Origin of the sequence: Bacillus mycoides, assembly GCF_001757995.1 — a bacterium.
In the GTDB taxonomy this organism is placed as follows: domain Bacteria; phylum Bacillota; class Bacilli; order Bacillales; family Bacillaceae_G; genus Bacillus_A; species Bacillus_A mycoides_B.
On record NZ_LXLV01000010.1, the window covers coordinates 145,086 to 161,276 of the forward strand.

The 16,191-nt window shown below is 35.3% G+C and carries 13 protein-coding genes and 1 pseudogene; 10 read left to right on the forward strand and 4 right to left on the reverse strand.

Features of this window, described 5'->3' with window-relative positions:
* The first annotated feature begins 7 nt into the window (after nt 1-7).
* The 3 genes from rbsB (at nt 8) to inhA2 (ending at nt 4,463) form a co-directional block, all read left to right on the forward strand.
* On the forward strand, nt 8-931 hold the full coding sequence (gene rbsB / locus BWGOE10_RS03165) for a ribose ABC transporter substrate-binding protein RbsB (protein WP_002159286.1): 924 nt from the start codon (nt 8-10) through the stop codon (nt 929-931).
* A gap of 38 nt (nt 932-969) precedes the next feature.
* Nucleotides 970-1,617, forward strand: a complete 648-nt coding sequence (gene fsa, locus BWGOE10_RS03170) for a fructose-6-phosphate aldolase (RefSeq protein ID WP_000667669.1) — start codon at nt 970-972, stop codon at nt 1,615-1,617.
* A gap of 452 nt (nt 1,618-2,069) precedes the next feature.
* A complete protein-coding gene (gene inhA2, locus BWGOE10_RS03175; protein WP_070140890.1) occupies nt 2,070-4,463 on the forward strand; it encodes a M6 family metalloprotease immune inhibitor InhA2 in 2,394 nt (797 codons plus the stop codon).
* Nucleotides 4,464-4,749: 286 nt separating this feature from the next.
* On the opposite strand, the gene BWGOE10_RS03180 is transcribed toward inhA2, so the two are convergent.
* Nucleotides 4,750-5,904, reverse strand: a complete 1,155-nt coding sequence (locus BWGOE10_RS03180) for an MFS transporter (RefSeq protein WP_070140891.1) — start codon at nt 5,902-5,904, stop codon at nt 4,750-4,752.
* A gap of 224 nt (nt 5,905-6,128) precedes the next feature.
* Here BWGOE10_RS03180 and bdhA point away from each other — a divergent pair, with 224 nt between their 5' ends.
* The 6 genes from bdhA to BWGOE10_RS03210 all read left to right on the forward strand — a co-directional run bounded on the left by bdhA (nt 6,129) and on the right by BWGOE10_RS03210 (nt 12,426).
* Entirely contained in the window at nt 6,129-7,181 is a 1,053-nt protein-coding gene (gene bdhA, locus BWGOE10_RS03185; RefSeq protein ID WP_000645832.1) for a (R,R)-butanediol dehydrogenase, read from the forward strand.
* A gap of 119 nt (nt 7,182-7,300) precedes the next feature.
* On the forward strand, nt 7,301-7,645 hold the full coding sequence (locus BWGOE10_RS03190; protein WP_002114144.1) for a potassium channel family protein: 345 nt from the start codon (nt 7,301-7,303) through the stop codon (nt 7,643-7,645).
* 264 nt (nt 7,646-7,909) lie between these two features.
* A complete protein-coding gene (cerA, locus tag BWGOE10_RS03195) occupies nt 7,910-8,761 on the forward strand; it encodes a phospholipase CerA (RefSeq protein WP_000730988.1) in 852 nt (283 codons plus the stop codon).
* Between the two features lie 76 nt (nt 8,762-8,837).
* Nucleotides 8,838-9,839, forward strand: coding sequence for a sphingomyelinase C (gene sph, locus BWGOE10_RS03200; protein ID WP_070140892.1), 1,002 nt, complete (start codon nt 8,838-8,840; stop codon nt 9,837-9,839).
* A 113-nt stretch (nt 9,840-9,952) separates the two neighbouring features.
* Nucleotides 9,953-11,125, forward strand: coding sequence for an amino acid deaminase/aldolase (locus BWGOE10_RS03205; RefSeq protein ID WP_070140893.1), 1,173 nt, complete (start codon nt 9,953-9,955; stop codon nt 11,123-11,125).
* The gene (locus BWGOE10_RS03210; RefSeq protein ID WP_070140894.1) at nt 11,113-12,426 is read left to right on the forward strand and encodes a D-arabinono-1,4-lactone oxidase; all 1,314 of its coding nucleotides are present in this window, start codon (nt 11,113-11,115) and stop codon (nt 12,424-12,426) included. The genes BWGOE10_RS03205 and BWGOE10_RS03210 overlap by 13 nt, the downstream gene beginning before the upstream one ends.
* A 7-nt stretch (nt 12,427-12,433) precedes the next feature.
* Here BWGOE10_RS03210 and BWGOE10_RS03215 read toward each other — a convergent pair whose 3' ends face one another.
* Nucleotides 12,434-13,585: a VanZ family protein gene (locus BWGOE10_RS03215; protein ID WP_070140895.1), complete on the reverse strand. Its 1,152-nt coding sequence runs from the start codon at nt 13,583-13,585 to the stop codon at nt 12,434-12,436.
* Between the two features lie 171 nt (nt 13,586-13,756).
* Between BWGOE10_RS03215 and BWGOE10_RS03220 the strand changes: the two genes are divergently transcribed.
* Entirely contained in the window at nt 13,757-13,960 is a 204-nt protein-coding gene (locus BWGOE10_RS03220) for a hypothetical protein (RefSeq protein ID WP_002134416.1), read from the forward strand.
* 192 nt (nt 13,961-14,152) lie between these two features.
* Here the strand turns inward: BWGOE10_RS03220 and BWGOE10_RS03225 are convergent, their stop codons facing one another.
* Both BWGOE10_RS03225 and BWGOE10_RS33890 read right to left on the reverse strand, forming a co-directional pair.
* Nucleotides 14,153-14,965 carry an undecaprenyl-diphosphate phosphatase gene (locus BWGOE10_RS03225; RefSeq protein WP_070140896.1) on the reverse strand — a complete coding sequence of 271 codons (813 nt, stop codon included), beginning with the start codon at nt 14,963-14,965 and terminating at the stop codon, nt 14,153-14,155.
* 143 nt (nt 14,966-15,108) lie between these two features.
* Nucleotides 15,109-15,615, reverse strand: a pseudogene (locus tag BWGOE10_RS33890) (methyl-accepting chemotaxis protein); the annotation flags it as partial.
* Nucleotides 15,616-16,191 lie beyond the last annotated feature (576 nt).

Consider the following 16,191-nt stretch of genomic DNA (forward strand, 5'->3'; position numbering starts at 1 on the left):
GCAATTCATGAAAAAATGGTTACTGATACTCGTTGCATGCATCATGGTAGTTACTGCTGGTTGTTCAATGGAACCACCAGATTGGGCAAAGGATTCTAGCGATAAAGGTCGAAATAAAACTATTAAAGTTGGATTTTCTGTTTCAACTTTAAATAATCCATTTTTCGTCACGTTGAAAAAAGGTGCAGAAAAGAAAGCGAAAGATAGCGGCATTGAATTAATTGCTGTTGATGCACAAAATGATGCAGCGAAGCAAACAAACGATGTTGAAGATTTAATTCAAAAAGGCGTTGATGTAGTTGTTATTAATCCAACTGACTCAGATGCCGTTGCTTCAGCGGTAAGTGCAGCTAATGCAGCCAATGTTCCTGTTATTACAGTAGACCGAGTTGCGAATTCAGGTAAAGTTGTTTCTCACATTGCTTCTAACAATGTCGAAGGTGGTCAAATGGCTAGTGATTACATTCGGGAATTAGTTGGTGAAGGAACAAATGTTGCTGAGTTAGAAGGAATCCCTGGATCGTCTGCTGCTCGTGAGCGTGGGAAAGGATTCCATAACGTAGCTGATAAGTCTTTAAAAGTAGTAGCAAAACAAGCAGCTGATTTCGATCGTGCAAAAGGGTTATCCGTTATGGAAAATATTTTGCAAGCGAATAGCGATATAAAAGCAGTGTTTGCTCATAACGATGAAATGGCATTAGGCGCACTTGAGGCGTTGAAATCTGCTGGCAAAACGGACGTAGTCGTTGTTGGATTTGATGCAACGGACGATGCTGTAAAAGCGGTTAAAGATGGGCGCATGGCAGCAACAGTCGCTCAAAAACCGGAATTAATCGGAGAGAAGGCGATGGAAACAGCGAAAGAAATAACACAAGGTAAAAAAGTGGACAAATTTGTTCCGATTGAATTAGAGCTTATTAAGAAAAAATAAATAAATATAAAATGAAAATTAGGAAGGAAGAATAACAAATGAAATTTTTTATTGATACAGCAAACATTAACGAAATTAAAGAGGCAAATGCATTAGGTGTAGTAGCTGGAGTAACGACAAACCCATCACTTGTGGCAAAAGAAGGCGTAGATTTCCATGAGCGTATTCGTGAAATTTGCAGCTTTATTGAAGGACCTGTAAGCGCAGAAGTAATTAGCTTAGAAGCTGATAAAATGATTGAAGAAGGAAAAGAGTTAGCAAAAATCGCTCCAAACGTTGTTGTAAAAGTTCCAATGACAACAGAAGGCTTAAAAGCAGTAAAAGCATTCTCAGATTTAGGAATTCGTACAAACGTTACATTAGTATTCTCAGCAGTTCAAGCATTACTTGCAGCTCGCGCTGGTGCGACATACGTTTCACCATTCTTAGGTCGCCTAGATGATATCGGTCATAACGGTATGGACTTAATCCGCCAAATCGCAGAAATCTTTGCAATTCACGGCATTGAAACAGAAATCATTGCAGCATCTGTACGTCACAGTGTTCACGTAACAGAAGCAGCATTAAACGGTTCACATATTGCAACAATCCCAGCAAACGTAATTGCTTCATTAGTGAAGCACCCATTAACAGATCAAGGAATTGAGAAGTTCTTAGCTGATTGGGAAAAAACACAAGAGAAATAATACGAAATGGAGAACCCAAGTTTAATTAACTTGGGTTCTTTTTTTGTTTGAAAGAATTTTCATGCAATTGTGCATATTGTCTTTTAAATTTTTAATATAAGCTATTTAATATATACAAATCACTCTTTATTTTTCACATTTCGACATAAAGTGAAACTTTAATCAGTGGGGGTTTTGTCCATCTCCCACTAATTATTAGCCTTCACCAATCGGGCTTTTACGGGCAGTTATCTCCCACCTAACTTCATCGGATTCGCCGAATTTTGAGGTGGGAGTCTTACTGCCCAGCAAATAGCGGGATAAAAAGATAGAGGGTCTGACCAGAAAACTGGAGGGCATGATTCTATAACAGAAAGCTTATTGCTTATAGAATCATGTCTTTTATTATACAAGGGAGGATAGATTACATATTTTTATCGGAAGTTTAAGATTGATACAAGGGGATGATTAAAATGAGAAAAAAAGCGCCATTTAAAGTGTTGTCATCATTAACAATCGCGACACTCATCGGATGCTCAGCTGTAATGAGTGCTCCGTTAGCATACGCAGAAACGCCAGCAAAAGAAAGTGTGTCTACAACGCCGATTGATCATAATTTAATTCAAGAAGATCGTTTAGCGGAAGCGCTGAAAGAAAGAGGAACAATTAATCCAGCATCATCAAAAGAAGAGACAAAAAAGGCTGTAGAGCAATATATTGAAAAGAAGCAAGGGGATCAGGCGAATAAAGAAATTCTTCCCGATGATGCGAATCAAGAAGCATCTGATTTCGTAAAAAAGATAAAAGAGAAAAAGATGGAAGAAAAGGAAAAAGTAAAGAAAGCTGAAAAAAATGTTAGTCCTGATCAAAAGCCGGAACCAAATAAAAAGCAATTGAATGGGCAGGTTCCAACTTCCAAGGCAAAGCAAGCTCCGTATAAGGGGGCTGTTCGAACTGATAAAGTATTAGTGTTACTTGTTGAATTTAGTGATTATAAACATAATAATATTGAACAAACACCAGGTTATATGTATTCGAAAGACTTTAGTAGAGAACATTATCAAAAGATGTTATTCGGTAAGGAACCGTACACGTTATTTGATGGTTCGAAAGTAAAAACGTTTAAACAATATTATGAAGAGCAGTCTGGCGGTAGTTATACGACAGACGGATATGTAACGGAATGGCTAACTGTCCCAGGCAAAGCTGCTGATTACGGGGCTGATGGTAGTAGTGGTCACGATAATAAAGGTCCAAAAGGTGCACGTGATTTAGTGAAGGAAGCTTTACAAGCAGCTGCTGAGAAAGGGTTAGATTTATCTCAGTTTGATCAATTCGATAGATATGATACAAATGGTGACGGTAATCAAAATGAATCTGACGGTGTAATCGATCATTTAATGGTAATCCATGCTGGTGTTGGTCAAGAAGCTGGCGGTGGTAAATTAGGAGATGATGCAATTTGGTCACATCGATCTAAATTAGCAAGGGATCCAGTAGCGATTGAAGGAACAACATCTAAAGTACCTTATTGGGGTGGAAAAGTAGCGGCTCATGATTACACAATTGAACCAGAAGACGGTGCAGTAGGTGTGTTTGCACATGAATTTGGACATGACCTTGGTTTACCAGATGAGTATGATACGAATTATACTGGAAATGGATCACCTGTTGAAGCTTGGTCATTAATGAGTGGAGGTAGCTGGACAGGAAAAATCGCAGGGACAGAGCCAACTAGTTTTTCACCACAAAATAAAGACTTCTTACAAAAGAATATGGGTGGAAACTGGGCAAAAATTTTAGAAGTAGATTACGATAAAATTAAGAGTGGTATAGGAGTCCCTACATATATTGATCAAAGTGTTACGAAATCAAATCGTCCAGGTGTCGTACGTGTCAACTTACCAGGTAAGAGTATTGAAACAATTAAGCCTGGATTTGGAAAGCGTGCATACTATAGTACAAGAGGCGATGATATTCATACGACATTAGAAACACCATTCTTCGATTTAACAAAAGGAACAAATGCAAAATTTGATTATAAAGCGAATTATGAACTAGAAGCAGAGTGTGATTTCATCGAAGTACATGCTGTAACTGAAGATGGAACGAAAACATTAATTGATAGATTGGGAGAAAACATAGTCCAAGAAGATAGAGATACAACAGATGGAAAATGGGTTGATAAATCATATAATTTAAGTCAATTTAAAGGGAAGAAAGTTAAACTACAATTCGACTATATTACAGATCCAGCTTTAACATATAAAGGTTTCGCAATGGATAATGTAAATGTAACAGTTGATGGACGAGTAGTATTTTCAGATGACGCAGAAGGACAGTCTCAAATGAAGTTAAATGGATTCGTTGTTTCTGATGGGACAGAAAAGAAACCCCATTATTATTATCTAGAGTGGAGAAACTATGCCGGATCAGATAATGGATTAAAAGCGGGAAAAGGTCCGGTGTATAATACAGGTCTTGTCGTTTGGTATGCAGATGATAGTATCAAAGATAACTGGGTTGGGTTACATCCAGGTGAAGGCTTCCTTGGTGTTGTAGATTCTCATCCAGAAGCGATTGTTGGAAATTTAGGAGGGAAACCAGCATACGGTAATACTGGAATTCAAATTGCAGATGCTGCATTTTCATTTGATCAAACACCTTCATGGAGTGTAAATTCATTTACACGAGGACAGTTTAATTATACTGGATTACAAGGTGTTACAACATTTGATGATTCAAAAGTATACAGTAATAAACAAATTGCTGACGCAGGACGCAAAGTTCCAAACCTTGGACTTAAATTCCAAGTTGTTGGACAAGCAGAGGATAAGTCAGCAGGCGCTGTTTGGATTAGACGTTAATAATATAAAAGCACATTCTTCATATGAAGAGTGTGCTTTTTAAATTTGTACAGTAAGTTATTATTTTAGCTCATGTAATACAACTGTTGGTTCATGTGTAGTGTATCAAATTATGTGGGGAAAGGAAATATTTCCGAGGAAATTGTCGAAGTATCGTTGGCATTTATAGACTTTCTATATTAAAGGAAGAAGGTAATATTGCTTTTATACATAAGTTTATTTACAGTATTACTTGGTTATATGCAAAAGTAATATATATTAGGCGAAAAAAAAGACAATGATGGAATTAGCCCATCATTGTCTTTTTTACTTTGCTTCTTACAAAAATCATTCCAGCAAATGTTAATAAGAATGCAGTTCCGATAACAAAGCTAGCGCTAGGTGATGCCCCGATTGCTCCGACTGTAAAGGAGCCAGCAACAACTCCTAACGAGAAAAATGCATAAAACAATCCGAATGCTTTCCCTCGGTTACCATCTGTTGTATTTTCAACAAGTAAAGCATTAATTGCTGGGAAGAGGATAGCGAATCCAATTCCATAAATCATCATTACGATGAAGAGCATACCTTTTGTTGTAAATAATCCGAGTAAAGATAATGCTAATGCCATAACTGTAATCCCGATTAGCATTAGTTTTGAACGATTAAATCGATCGTAAATGCGATTTGTCGGCAGTAAGAAGAAGAGGATAGCGGTAATTCCGAATACACTTAACATCATGCCTGTTGTAGATGCTTTAAGTGCTAACGCCTCAACTTTTACTGGTAACATATAAGTGACAATCCCTTGTGAAAACATTAGTGTGAAAGCACCAATATATGCTTGTAATAAAGGTTCAGACCTCAATAGTTCAATCATATCTTCTTTGTTCATCATTTGTGTTCTTGATGTATCTTTTCTTGATACGTTATTTGGTAAGAAGAATAGAGATACGATTGTACCAAGGACCATTAAAATAGAAATGGTAATGAACACCCACTCTATACCAGCTGTTGCTTTCATAATGCCGCTGAAAGCAGGTCCTACGATTGCCGCTGTTCCAACAGCAGCACCAGATAGAGCCATTGCCTTACCTTGCCTTGTTGAATTTGTTTGTTTTGATAAAAACGTAAAGGCAGCAGGAATTAAAAATCCGTCACTAAAACCGTGCATAAAACGCACAACTAATAGTTGTTCACCACTTTGAACAACGGTGTATAACAAGACTATGAAACTCGTAATTCCCATGCTTATATAAAGGATTTTTTTTGCACCAAATTTATCAACAGCGGCTCCAGCAATAATATTACCGATCATATTAGCGAATGAGTACATACCGACAACTAGCCCGATAACAAGAGGGGTTCCTCCAAGGCTTTGAGCGAAAGTACTCATAATAGGTAATTGTGAAAATGTATCTAAAAACGCTACGATAACAATAAAGTAAATAAAATATTTCAAGCGATATTCACCTCTCCTATGCTATTATGGCATAATGCTAATTTCAACCGCAATGAAATTGAATTAACAGATGTGGAAAAAAGTACAAAGTGACAAAATATTGAACGTTATTTGTTAAAAATTAGTGAAAATGAGATTATTTTTTGAAATATATGGATAAAAGTATTATAATAGATTTGTAAACTTCACCAGGTTAAGTATATACATAGAGAGGGATGTTTAAAATGAAAGCATTACTTTGGCATAATCAACGTGATGTACGAGTAGAAGAAGTACCGGAACCAACTGTACGACCAGGAGCAGTGAAAATTAAAGTTAAATGGTGTGGTATCTGCGGGACAGACTTGCATGAATATTTAGCAGGACCAATTTTTATTCCAACAGAAGAGCACCCATTAACACATGTGAAAGCACCAGTTATTTTAGGTCATGAGTTTAGCGGTGAGGTAGTAGAAATCGGTGAAGGCGTTACATCTCATAAAGTGGGAGACCGCGTTGTTGTAGAACCAATTTATTCTTGTGGTAAATGTGAAGCTTGTAAACATGGACATTACAATGTTTGTGAACAACTTGTTTTCCACGGTCTTGGTGGAGACGGCGGTGGTTTCTCTGAATATACAGTAGTACCAGAAGATATGGTTCATCATATTCCAGATGAAATGACGTATGAACAAGGTGCGCTTGTAGAACCAGCAGCAGTAGCAGTTCATGCAGTACGTCAAAGTAAATTAAAAGAGGGAGAAGCTGTAGCGGTATTTGGTTGTGGTCCGATTGGACTTCTTGTAATCCAAGCAGCAAAAGCAGCAGGAGCAACTCCTGTTATTGCAGTTGAACTTTCTAAAGAACGTCAAGAGTTAGCGAAATTAGCAGGTGCTGATTACGTATTAAACCCAGCAACTCAAGATGTATTAGCAGAAATTCGCAACTTAACCAATGGTTTAGGTGTAAATGTGAGCTTTGAAGTAACAGGTGTTGAAGTTGTACTTCGTCAAGCAATTGAAAGTACAAGCTTTGAAGGCCAAACTGTAATTGTTAGTGTGTGGGAAAAAGATGCGACAATTACTCCGAACAACCTTGTATTAAAAGAAAAAGAAGTTATCGGTATTCTTGGATATCGTCATATATTCCCAGCTGTTATTAAATTAATTAGCTCTGGCCAAATTCAAGCAGAGAAATTAATTACGAAAAAAATTACAGTGGATCAAGTTGTTGAAGAAGGATTTGAAGCACTTGTAAAAGATAAAACACAAGTGAAAATTCTTGTTTCACCTAAATAATATATAATAGAAGAAAGTAGCCCTTTTCTAGAAATAGAAAAGGGCTACTTTTTTTCTATACTGAAAGGTGATAGACTTTCCTTTAACTAAAGGTATTTTTGTTTGGAAGGGGAAGTCCAATGCTTTCATTTATGTTGACATTGAAACGAATGCTAAGAGCCTGTTTACGAGCGTGGAAAGATAAAGAATTTCAAGTGTTATTCGTATTAACAATTTTGACATTAACATCTGGTACGATTTTTTATAGTACAGTTGAAGGATTACGTCCTCTTGATGCTCTATATTTTAGTGTGGTCACGTTGACGACTGTCGGTGATGGGAATTTTAGTCCTCAAACTGATTTTGGAAAGGTATTTACGATATTATACATATTTATCGGGATTGGATTAGTGTTTGGGTTTATTCATAAATTGGCAGTTAATGTACAATTGCCGAGTATATTATCAAAAAGAAAAAAAGAGTAAAGCGGTTAAGCGCTTTACTCTTTTTTTACATTAGTTTAGACAAGTATTTGCAGTAGCTTAACAATACTTTATTACAATGTAAGTGTATTCATTCATTACGTTCACTATGTATAAAGTTATAGTGATATGAACATTTGCATATTTCGATTTAATAATAGAAATTCGGTGAAAGGTGGGATATTCTAGTCATAGGTTAACCGAAAGGCATCGTAGGATCCAAACAAAATATTTACAATAACTTAAATTTAAAATGGAGGATTTCATATGAAAAAGAAAGTGCTTGCTTTAGCAGCAGCTATTACGTTAGCAGCGCCGTTACAAAATGTAGCTTTTGCACATGAAAATGATGGAGGGAATAGAGTACAGATTATTCAATATTGGTCCGCTGAAGATAAACACTCAGAAGGTGTAAATTCTCATTTATGGATCGTAAATCGTGCAATTGATATTATGTCCCGTAATACGACAATTGTAAAACAAGATCAAGTTGCACTATTAAATGAATGGCGCACAGATTTAGAAAATGGCATTTATTCTGCTGATTATGAAAATCCTTATTATGACAATAGTACATTTGCGTCGCATTTCTATGATCCAGATGATGGAAGTACATATATTCCGCTTGCAAAGCAAGCGAAGGAAACTGGAGCTAAGTATTTTAAATTAGCTGGTGAATCTTATAAAAATAAAGATATGAAACAAGCATTCTTCTATTTAGGGTTATCTCTTCATTATTTAGGAGATGTAAATCAACCGATGCATGCAGCAAACTTTACGAATATTTCTTATCCACAAGGATTCCATTCTAAATATGAAAACTTTGTAGATACAATTAAAGATAATTACAAAGTAACGGACGGAAATGGATATTGGAACTGGAAAGGTACGAACCCTGAAGATTGGATTCATGGGGCGGCAGTGGCTGCGAAGCAAGATTACCCTGGCATTGTAAATAGTAATACGAAAAGTTGGTTTGTAAAAGCTGCTGTATCACAAAGTTATGCGGACAAATGGCGTGCTGAAGTTACACCAATGACTGGTAAGCGATTAACGGAAGCGCAACGTGTAACAGCTGGATATATTCAGCTTTGGTTTGATACGTACGGAAATCGTTAAGTATTGGAGAAAGATCAAATCTCAGAATAGAGTATTTGGCCTTTTTATCACTATACAATACATGGAGGTATGACTCTTGAAAAGTAAATTGTTAAAAGTTGTACTTAGCTTTGGAATGAGTCTAGCAGCTTTATATAGTGGATCTTCCGTTCAAGCAGAAATGTCCACAAATCAAAATGGTACGTTAAAAGTTATGACGCATAATGTGTACATGCTATCAACGAACCTATATCCCAACTGGGGGCAAAGTCAGCGTGCTGATTTAATTGGAGCGGCAGATTATATAAAGAATCAAGATGTTGTTATATTAAATGAAGTGTTTGATAATAGTGCTTCAAATCGCTTATTAGGAAATTTGAAGAAAGAATATCCAAATCAAACGGCAGTATTAGGTCGTAGTAGTGGAAGCGAGTGGGATAAGACGTTAGGCAACTATTCATCTTCGACTCCTGAAGATGGAGGTGTAGCGATTGTGAGTAAATGGCCAATTGTTGAAAAGATTCAATATGTATTCGAAAAAGGCTGTGGACCAGATAACTTATCAAATAAAGGATTTGTATACACAAAAGTTAAGAAAAATGATCGTTTTGTACATGTGATTGGGACTCATTTACAAGCTGAAGATAGTATGTGTGGAAACACTTTGCCAGCATCTGTACGAACAAAACAGCTACAAGAAATTCAAGAGTTTATTAAAAATAAAAATATACCAAATAACGAGTATGTGTTAATTGGTGGTGATATGAATGTGAATAAAATAAATGCTGAGAACAATAGTGACTCAGAGTACGCATCCATGTTCAAAACATTGCACGCTTCTATTCCATCTTATACGGGACATACTACAACTTGGGATGCAACGACAAATAGTATTGCGAAATATAACTTCCCCGATAGCCCTGCCGAGTATTTAGATTATATTATTACAAGTAAGGACCATGCGAATCCATCGTATATAGAGAATAAGGTGTTACAGCCGAAATCGCCACAATGGACTGTTACGTCATGGTTCAAAAAATATACATATAATGATTATTCTGATCATTATCCAGTAGAGGCGACTATTTCTATGAAGTAGAGTAGCCTAAAAAAAGTTTCTTCGTAAAGAAGAAACTTTTTTTATTTGAAAACAGGAAAATCATTCTTTCTTTCCAATATGTATAAGACATATATAGAAGAGGAGAGAAAACTGTGGATAGAGGAATTTTTAAGGAAGTTCCATTACCGTGTGCATTTTTAGATGAAGTGGCTTTAGAGAGGAATATTCAATCGATTATAGAGTTAAGTGGAGATAAGAAGATTCGTATAGCGAGTAAATCATTACGCTCTGTTCCAATTATGAAAAAGATTTTAGCTGCTAATAATCGGTTTCAAGGTATTATGTGTTTTTCTCCTAGAGAAGCTTTGTTTTTAATTGAACAAGGATTTAATGATTTATTGCTCGGATATCCTGTTTATGATGAAAGAGCTTTACATGAAATTAGTTTGCTGACAAAGCAAGGACACATTATAACTTGTATGGTGGATTGTGAAGATCATATTACTTATTTAGAAAAAATTGCTGAGAAGTCTAAAGGGTGTTTTCTCGTTTGTTTGGATATTGATATGAGTAGTCGTTTTTTGAAATTTCATTTTGGTGTAAAAAGATCCCCGGTAAAAGATGTGCAGAGCGCTTTGAAAATAGTAGAAAAGGTGAAGGGCTCATCATATTTAATACTAGATGGTGTAATGGGATATGAAGCTCAAATTGCCGGGGTGGGGGATCATATACCGAATCAATGGATGAAAAGTAAAGTGGTTTCGTATTTAAAGAAGAAATCAGTGTTAGAGGTTAAAGAAAGAAGAGGACGTATCGTAAAAGAACTACAAAACCTTGGTATTGAACTAAGATTTGTAAATGGGGGAGGAACAGGAAGTATAAAAACAACTGAGCAAGATAACGCAGTTTCAGAGATTACTGTAGGATCCGCTTTTTACTCTCCTAAACTGTTTGACTATTATAAAGAAGTAAAGTTTCAGCCAGCCGTTGGATTTGCTTTACCAGTTGTACGTAAACCGGCTCCTTTTATTTATACTTGCCTAGGTGGAGGATATATTGCCTCAGGTGCAGTTGGTAAAGATAAAGAGCCTGAGGTTTGGCGACCGGGTGGTGCAAAACTATTAGCTTTAGAAGGTGCTGGTGAAGTGCAAACGCCAATTTTTTATAACGGTGAGGAACGAGTGGATATAGGAGATTCTATCTTGTTTCGTCATAGTAAAGCTGGAGAGTTATGTGAGCGTTTTCCAGTTTTGTATCGCATTAAACAAGGGGAAATCGTTGGAGAGTATTTAACATATCGGGGGGATGGACAATGCTTTCTATAAAGGGACAAAAATGGAGAAATTGGACAGGGAATGTAGAAGGAACACCGCATTATACGATGTATCCAAAAAGTATACAAGATGTAGTAGAAGTTGTGGGGCTTGCACGAAAAAAAGGAAAGAAAATTCGTGTTGTCGGTTCAGGGCATTCTTTTACACCTCTTGTGCAAACGGAAGAAATTTTAGTTTCTTTAGATGAATTGAAGGGCATTGGGAATATTGATGCAGAGAAGATGACTGTTGAAGTGTGGGCGGGAACAAAGTTACATGATTTAGGGAAGTTACTTCAGGAAAAAGGTTATGCGCAAGAAAATTTAGGGGATATTGATTCACAATCTATTGCGGGAGCGATTAGTACGGGAACTCATGGGACGGGTGTTATATTTGGGAGTTTATCAACACAAGTTATAGAGGTCACGGCAGTTTTATCAACAGGTGAGAGTATAGTTTGTTCAGAAACCGAAAACGCCGAATATTGGAAAGCATTTCAATTGTCGCTTGGAATGCTAGGTATCATTGTAAAGATAAAATTGAAGGTTATCCCAGCGTATTCGCTTGTTTATGAAAGCGAAAAACAGTCATTAACTACTGTAATGAACAAGTTAGAAGAATATAAGAAGAATCGCCATTTTGAATTTTTCGTTTTTCCGTATTCAGATGAAGTGCAAGTGAAATGTACAAATGAAACAATGAATAAAGAAAGTGATTTGAAATGGCATAAACTAAAGGTGGAGCTACTTGAAAATAGGATGTTCTCTTTGTTATCTAAAGGGTGTAAATGGTTTCCTTCTATAAGTAAAGCAGTAAGTCGACTATCAGCTAGGGCTGTACCAAACACAAAAATAATAGGCCCGAGCTATGAAGTGTTCGCTACATCACGTACGGTTCCATTTTATGAAATGGAGTATAGTGTCCCTTCAAAGTATATGAGGGCTGTTGTAGAAGAAATTTCAAATCTTATTGAAAAGAAAAAGTATAAGGTGCACTTCCCGATTGAATGCCGGTATGTGAGAGGTGATAATATATGGCTCAGTCCAGCGTATGGAAGAGACTCGGCATATATCGCCGTTCATATGTATAAAGGTATGAAGTATGCCGCTTATTTTGGTGAAGTGGAGAAAATTTTTCTAAAATATGAAGGTCGTCCACATTGGGGAAAAATGCATACGTTAACATACGAAAAGTTACAAAACATATATCCAGAATTGCATTCGTTTCTAAAAATGAGGAAGTCACTAGATGAAACAGGAATGTTTTTAAGCCCTTATACAGAAAAGTTATTTACGAGTATGAAAAAAAGCTGACAAATTATTATTTGTCAGCTTTTTTAAGTGTAATTGCATTTCTTGTATGACTAATACGCTCGTAAAATAGTAATTTATCACTGCTAAATACATGTAATAAAACATGAATAATAAATAGCCCGTTAATTACGAATTGGAATAACAATATAACTAGTAATACTAAAGGCTCTGTGAGATTTAAGATAGAGCTACTAGAAAGAATATAATTGATTCCACCTAAAATGAAATAGAATATACCGTAACGAATGAATAATTCTTTTAGTGTAATACGCTCTGCTTGTCCTTTAATGTAAATACGAAGCAGCGCTTTTCCTATTGTTCTTCCATTTGTAAAGTATGGAATGATAATAAAGTAAATTAAGATTGAACATGCAATGAAAAGGAGTTCGTATACATTTGTATAAGATTGGATGTTAGAAATAAATAGTGAGTTTCCTTTGTTTTTAATAAAAGGTACAACGATAGATAAGAAAATCCAATCAATTTGCATAGCGATGAGACGACGAACGAATCCGACTGGTTTCGTTTCCAAATCAATACGACTATCTAACTCGTTTGCTTTCGGAAGGAAGTACGTAAATATTGGTGCAATGATAAAACCGATTATGCCACCTAGTGTATTTAAAAACAAATCGTCGATATCAAATAAGCGATATGCACAATTATAAATACCATATAGTCCAGTCACTTGTGTTAGCTCGAAAAATAGAGAAAGACAAAAAGAAATACAAATGGTCTGTAAGAAACTACGTCGGAAATAATAACGTAAGTAAATACCAAATGGAACGGTTAATAGAACGTTAAATGCGACTTGTAAAAACGCAGATTCCTTTAATAAATAGAAGTAGGTAGCTGGCTTCGTCAAAATTGCCGATGTATGATTACTAATCTCTTGTACGAAATAAAATGGCGAGAGTTGCATGTGCTGTGTATTAGCCGGTTGTAGGCTACATGTGTCATATGTTTGTGGCAAAGGTAAAATAACAAGAAAATAGGCATTTAATAAATAGAGTAATAATGAATATAAAATAAATGAGCGCCATTTATTTACATAACCGTATTTTCGATAATTAAATATTAAAAAAGGGATTAAGAGAAACATTGCTAAAATAGGAAATAAAATAAAAGCTGTTTTTACTGGAAATAAATATGCAGTCAAAATGAGGCTCCTTTCAATGAAATTTCGTTTATCATTATAGCGCTAAAAAGAATTTAAAACAAAGTTGAAATAGTTCGAAATAGAAAAAATGACAAATTTTAGAGGGATTAAGTTATAATTAGTTTAATATCAAGATATTATGATTGTATAAGTTGAGAGAGGGTACTAGATATGCGATATGAGCTTTTTTCTGTAAGCGGGGATCATATTACAACTTTTGAAAGTGCATGGCGTTTTCAAGAGGGGGAACAGATTTTTGTTCATGATGATAATACAAAACGAAATTTTATTATTATTCGCTTAACACATGATTTATTTCAAAAAAATACACATGTTATTCGCTTGTATTGTCAGGAAAAGAAAGTTTATGCATAAGGAAAAACCTCTTACTGTATGAGGGCAGTAAGAGGTTTTTTATCCCGCTATTTGTGGGCAGTAAAACTCCCACCTCAAAATTCAGGTGGAGCAAAGAAGTTAGGTGGGAGTCGGGCTGCCCGTAAAAGCCCGATTGGTGAAACTTTAATCAGTGGGGGGATGAACAAAACACCCACTGATTAAAGTTTCACTTTATAAGAAAATGATAGTTAGTACACCTACGATAATACAGTAGAAAGAGAAATATTTTAAATTCCCTTTTGCCATAATGTTCATAAACCATTTTAATGAAATATATGTCATGACAAATGTTGCGATGAAAGCAACAATATAAGGTACAAATAATGTATCTAAATTTGGATCGTTTGCAATGTCTGTAATACTTAGTAATAAACCACCTAAGCTAACAGGGATATATAGTAAGAATGAGAAACGAAGAGCCGTTTCTTGCTTCATACCAAGTAACATCGCTGCTACGATTGTTGCACCTGATCGGCTTATTCCAGGAATTAGTGCGCAAGCTTGTGCTAGACCAATAATGATTGCATCTTTCATAGAAAGATCGCCATCATTTTTACGTCCACGCAAGTTTCTAATAATCCAAAGGCCGACAGCAGTAATAAGAAGGGAAATCCCAACCATCTTCACACCTTTTAAGTACTGGTCGATGTAATCTTTAAATAAAACACCAATAACACCTGCTGGAATGGTCGCAATAACAAGGTAAATAATAAAGAAGAAATCTGATTTTGCGTCCTCTGCTCTTGTAAATATATAAGATAGACCATTCTTCGTTAGACGAATTAAGTCCTTTCTATAAATAAGTAATACAGCTAATAATGAAGCTGAATTAACAAGTAGTTCGAAGCTGAACCCTTCTATTTTTAGTCCTAGCAAATGCTGTGCTAAAACGAGGTGACCGCTTGAAGAAATCGGAATTGGTTCTGTTAGCCCTTGGAACAGACCAAGAATTAAATACTTTAAAATGTAGTAAAATTGTTCCATAATAACCTCCTTGTTTATTATTTGAAAGAAACAACTTTTCCATTATAACAAAAGAGAGGATGAATATTGAGAAGAAATAAATATTCGAAATATAATAAAAATCCCTTATAGCAGTATAAGAGATTTTTATTATTAATGAGAAGCTACTGTTTTTTGAATACCTTTGATAATTGGACATCGACTTTTTCAGCATCATTAATATGATTCATAATAGTAGTATTTAACTTTTGGAACATTTGCTGTGTATTTGCAAATTCTCGTAATATATCATCATTACAAGATTTTTGGTTTTCGATAGCTTTAATAACATTTGTAGCGCCACTTTGTAATGTTTGAATCATTATTAAAATATTTTCAATTCTAGCGTTAGTATCGGCGCTCATTTCTACACCTTCATCAACTAAATGTAAATTATCTTTTGTATTTTCGTACGCTTTTTCAATTTCCTCTTGGATTTTTTTCGTTAAATTGCCAATGTTTTTTGTACTCTCCGCTGTGCTTTCTGCTAGTTTTCTTACTTCATTGGCAACAACAGCGAATCCTTTTCCATGCTCTCCAGCACGTGCAGCTTCAATACTTGCATTCAGCGCTAATAAATTTGTTTGCGCAGCAATGTTTTGAATTACTTCTACAATTTGCTCGATTTCTTTTGAGCGTTCACTTAAATGATTCATACTATTAGACGTGCGCTGAGATTGTTCACCTAATTTATTAATTACAATAAGTAAACGGTGAACAGATTCTTTTCCTTCATTAGAGCAATCGATAATTTCTTTAATAGATTGAATTAAGTTTTGCTCTTTTTGTAGCATTTCGTTATTTAATTCGTTGGAATGTGTAGTGCGCATAGAAACATTTTCAAAGCATGCGTTCAATTGTTGAATTAAGTTTTGGAGTGTATGATGTTGGTTATTTACAAGTTGATGCTCTTGAACAACGCTTTGTACACGGTCGTGGATAGCAGAAATAGTCTCTTGGCTTTCAATATCTTTTTGTTTTAATTCTGTTTCTAGCTCTTGTATACGATTTTCTAATTGATCAATTTTATGTTGGAGTGCTTTCTTTTGAGTAAACATGTATTTATCTCAACCGCCTTTAGAAGTTATATTTTCTCTATATTTGGATTTTAGCGTATTTTATAATTTTTAAATATAGGAATTGTTAAATATTTAAGAATCTATTACAATTTATTCATAATTCTCTTTTTTTTGTCATGAAAAATAAAC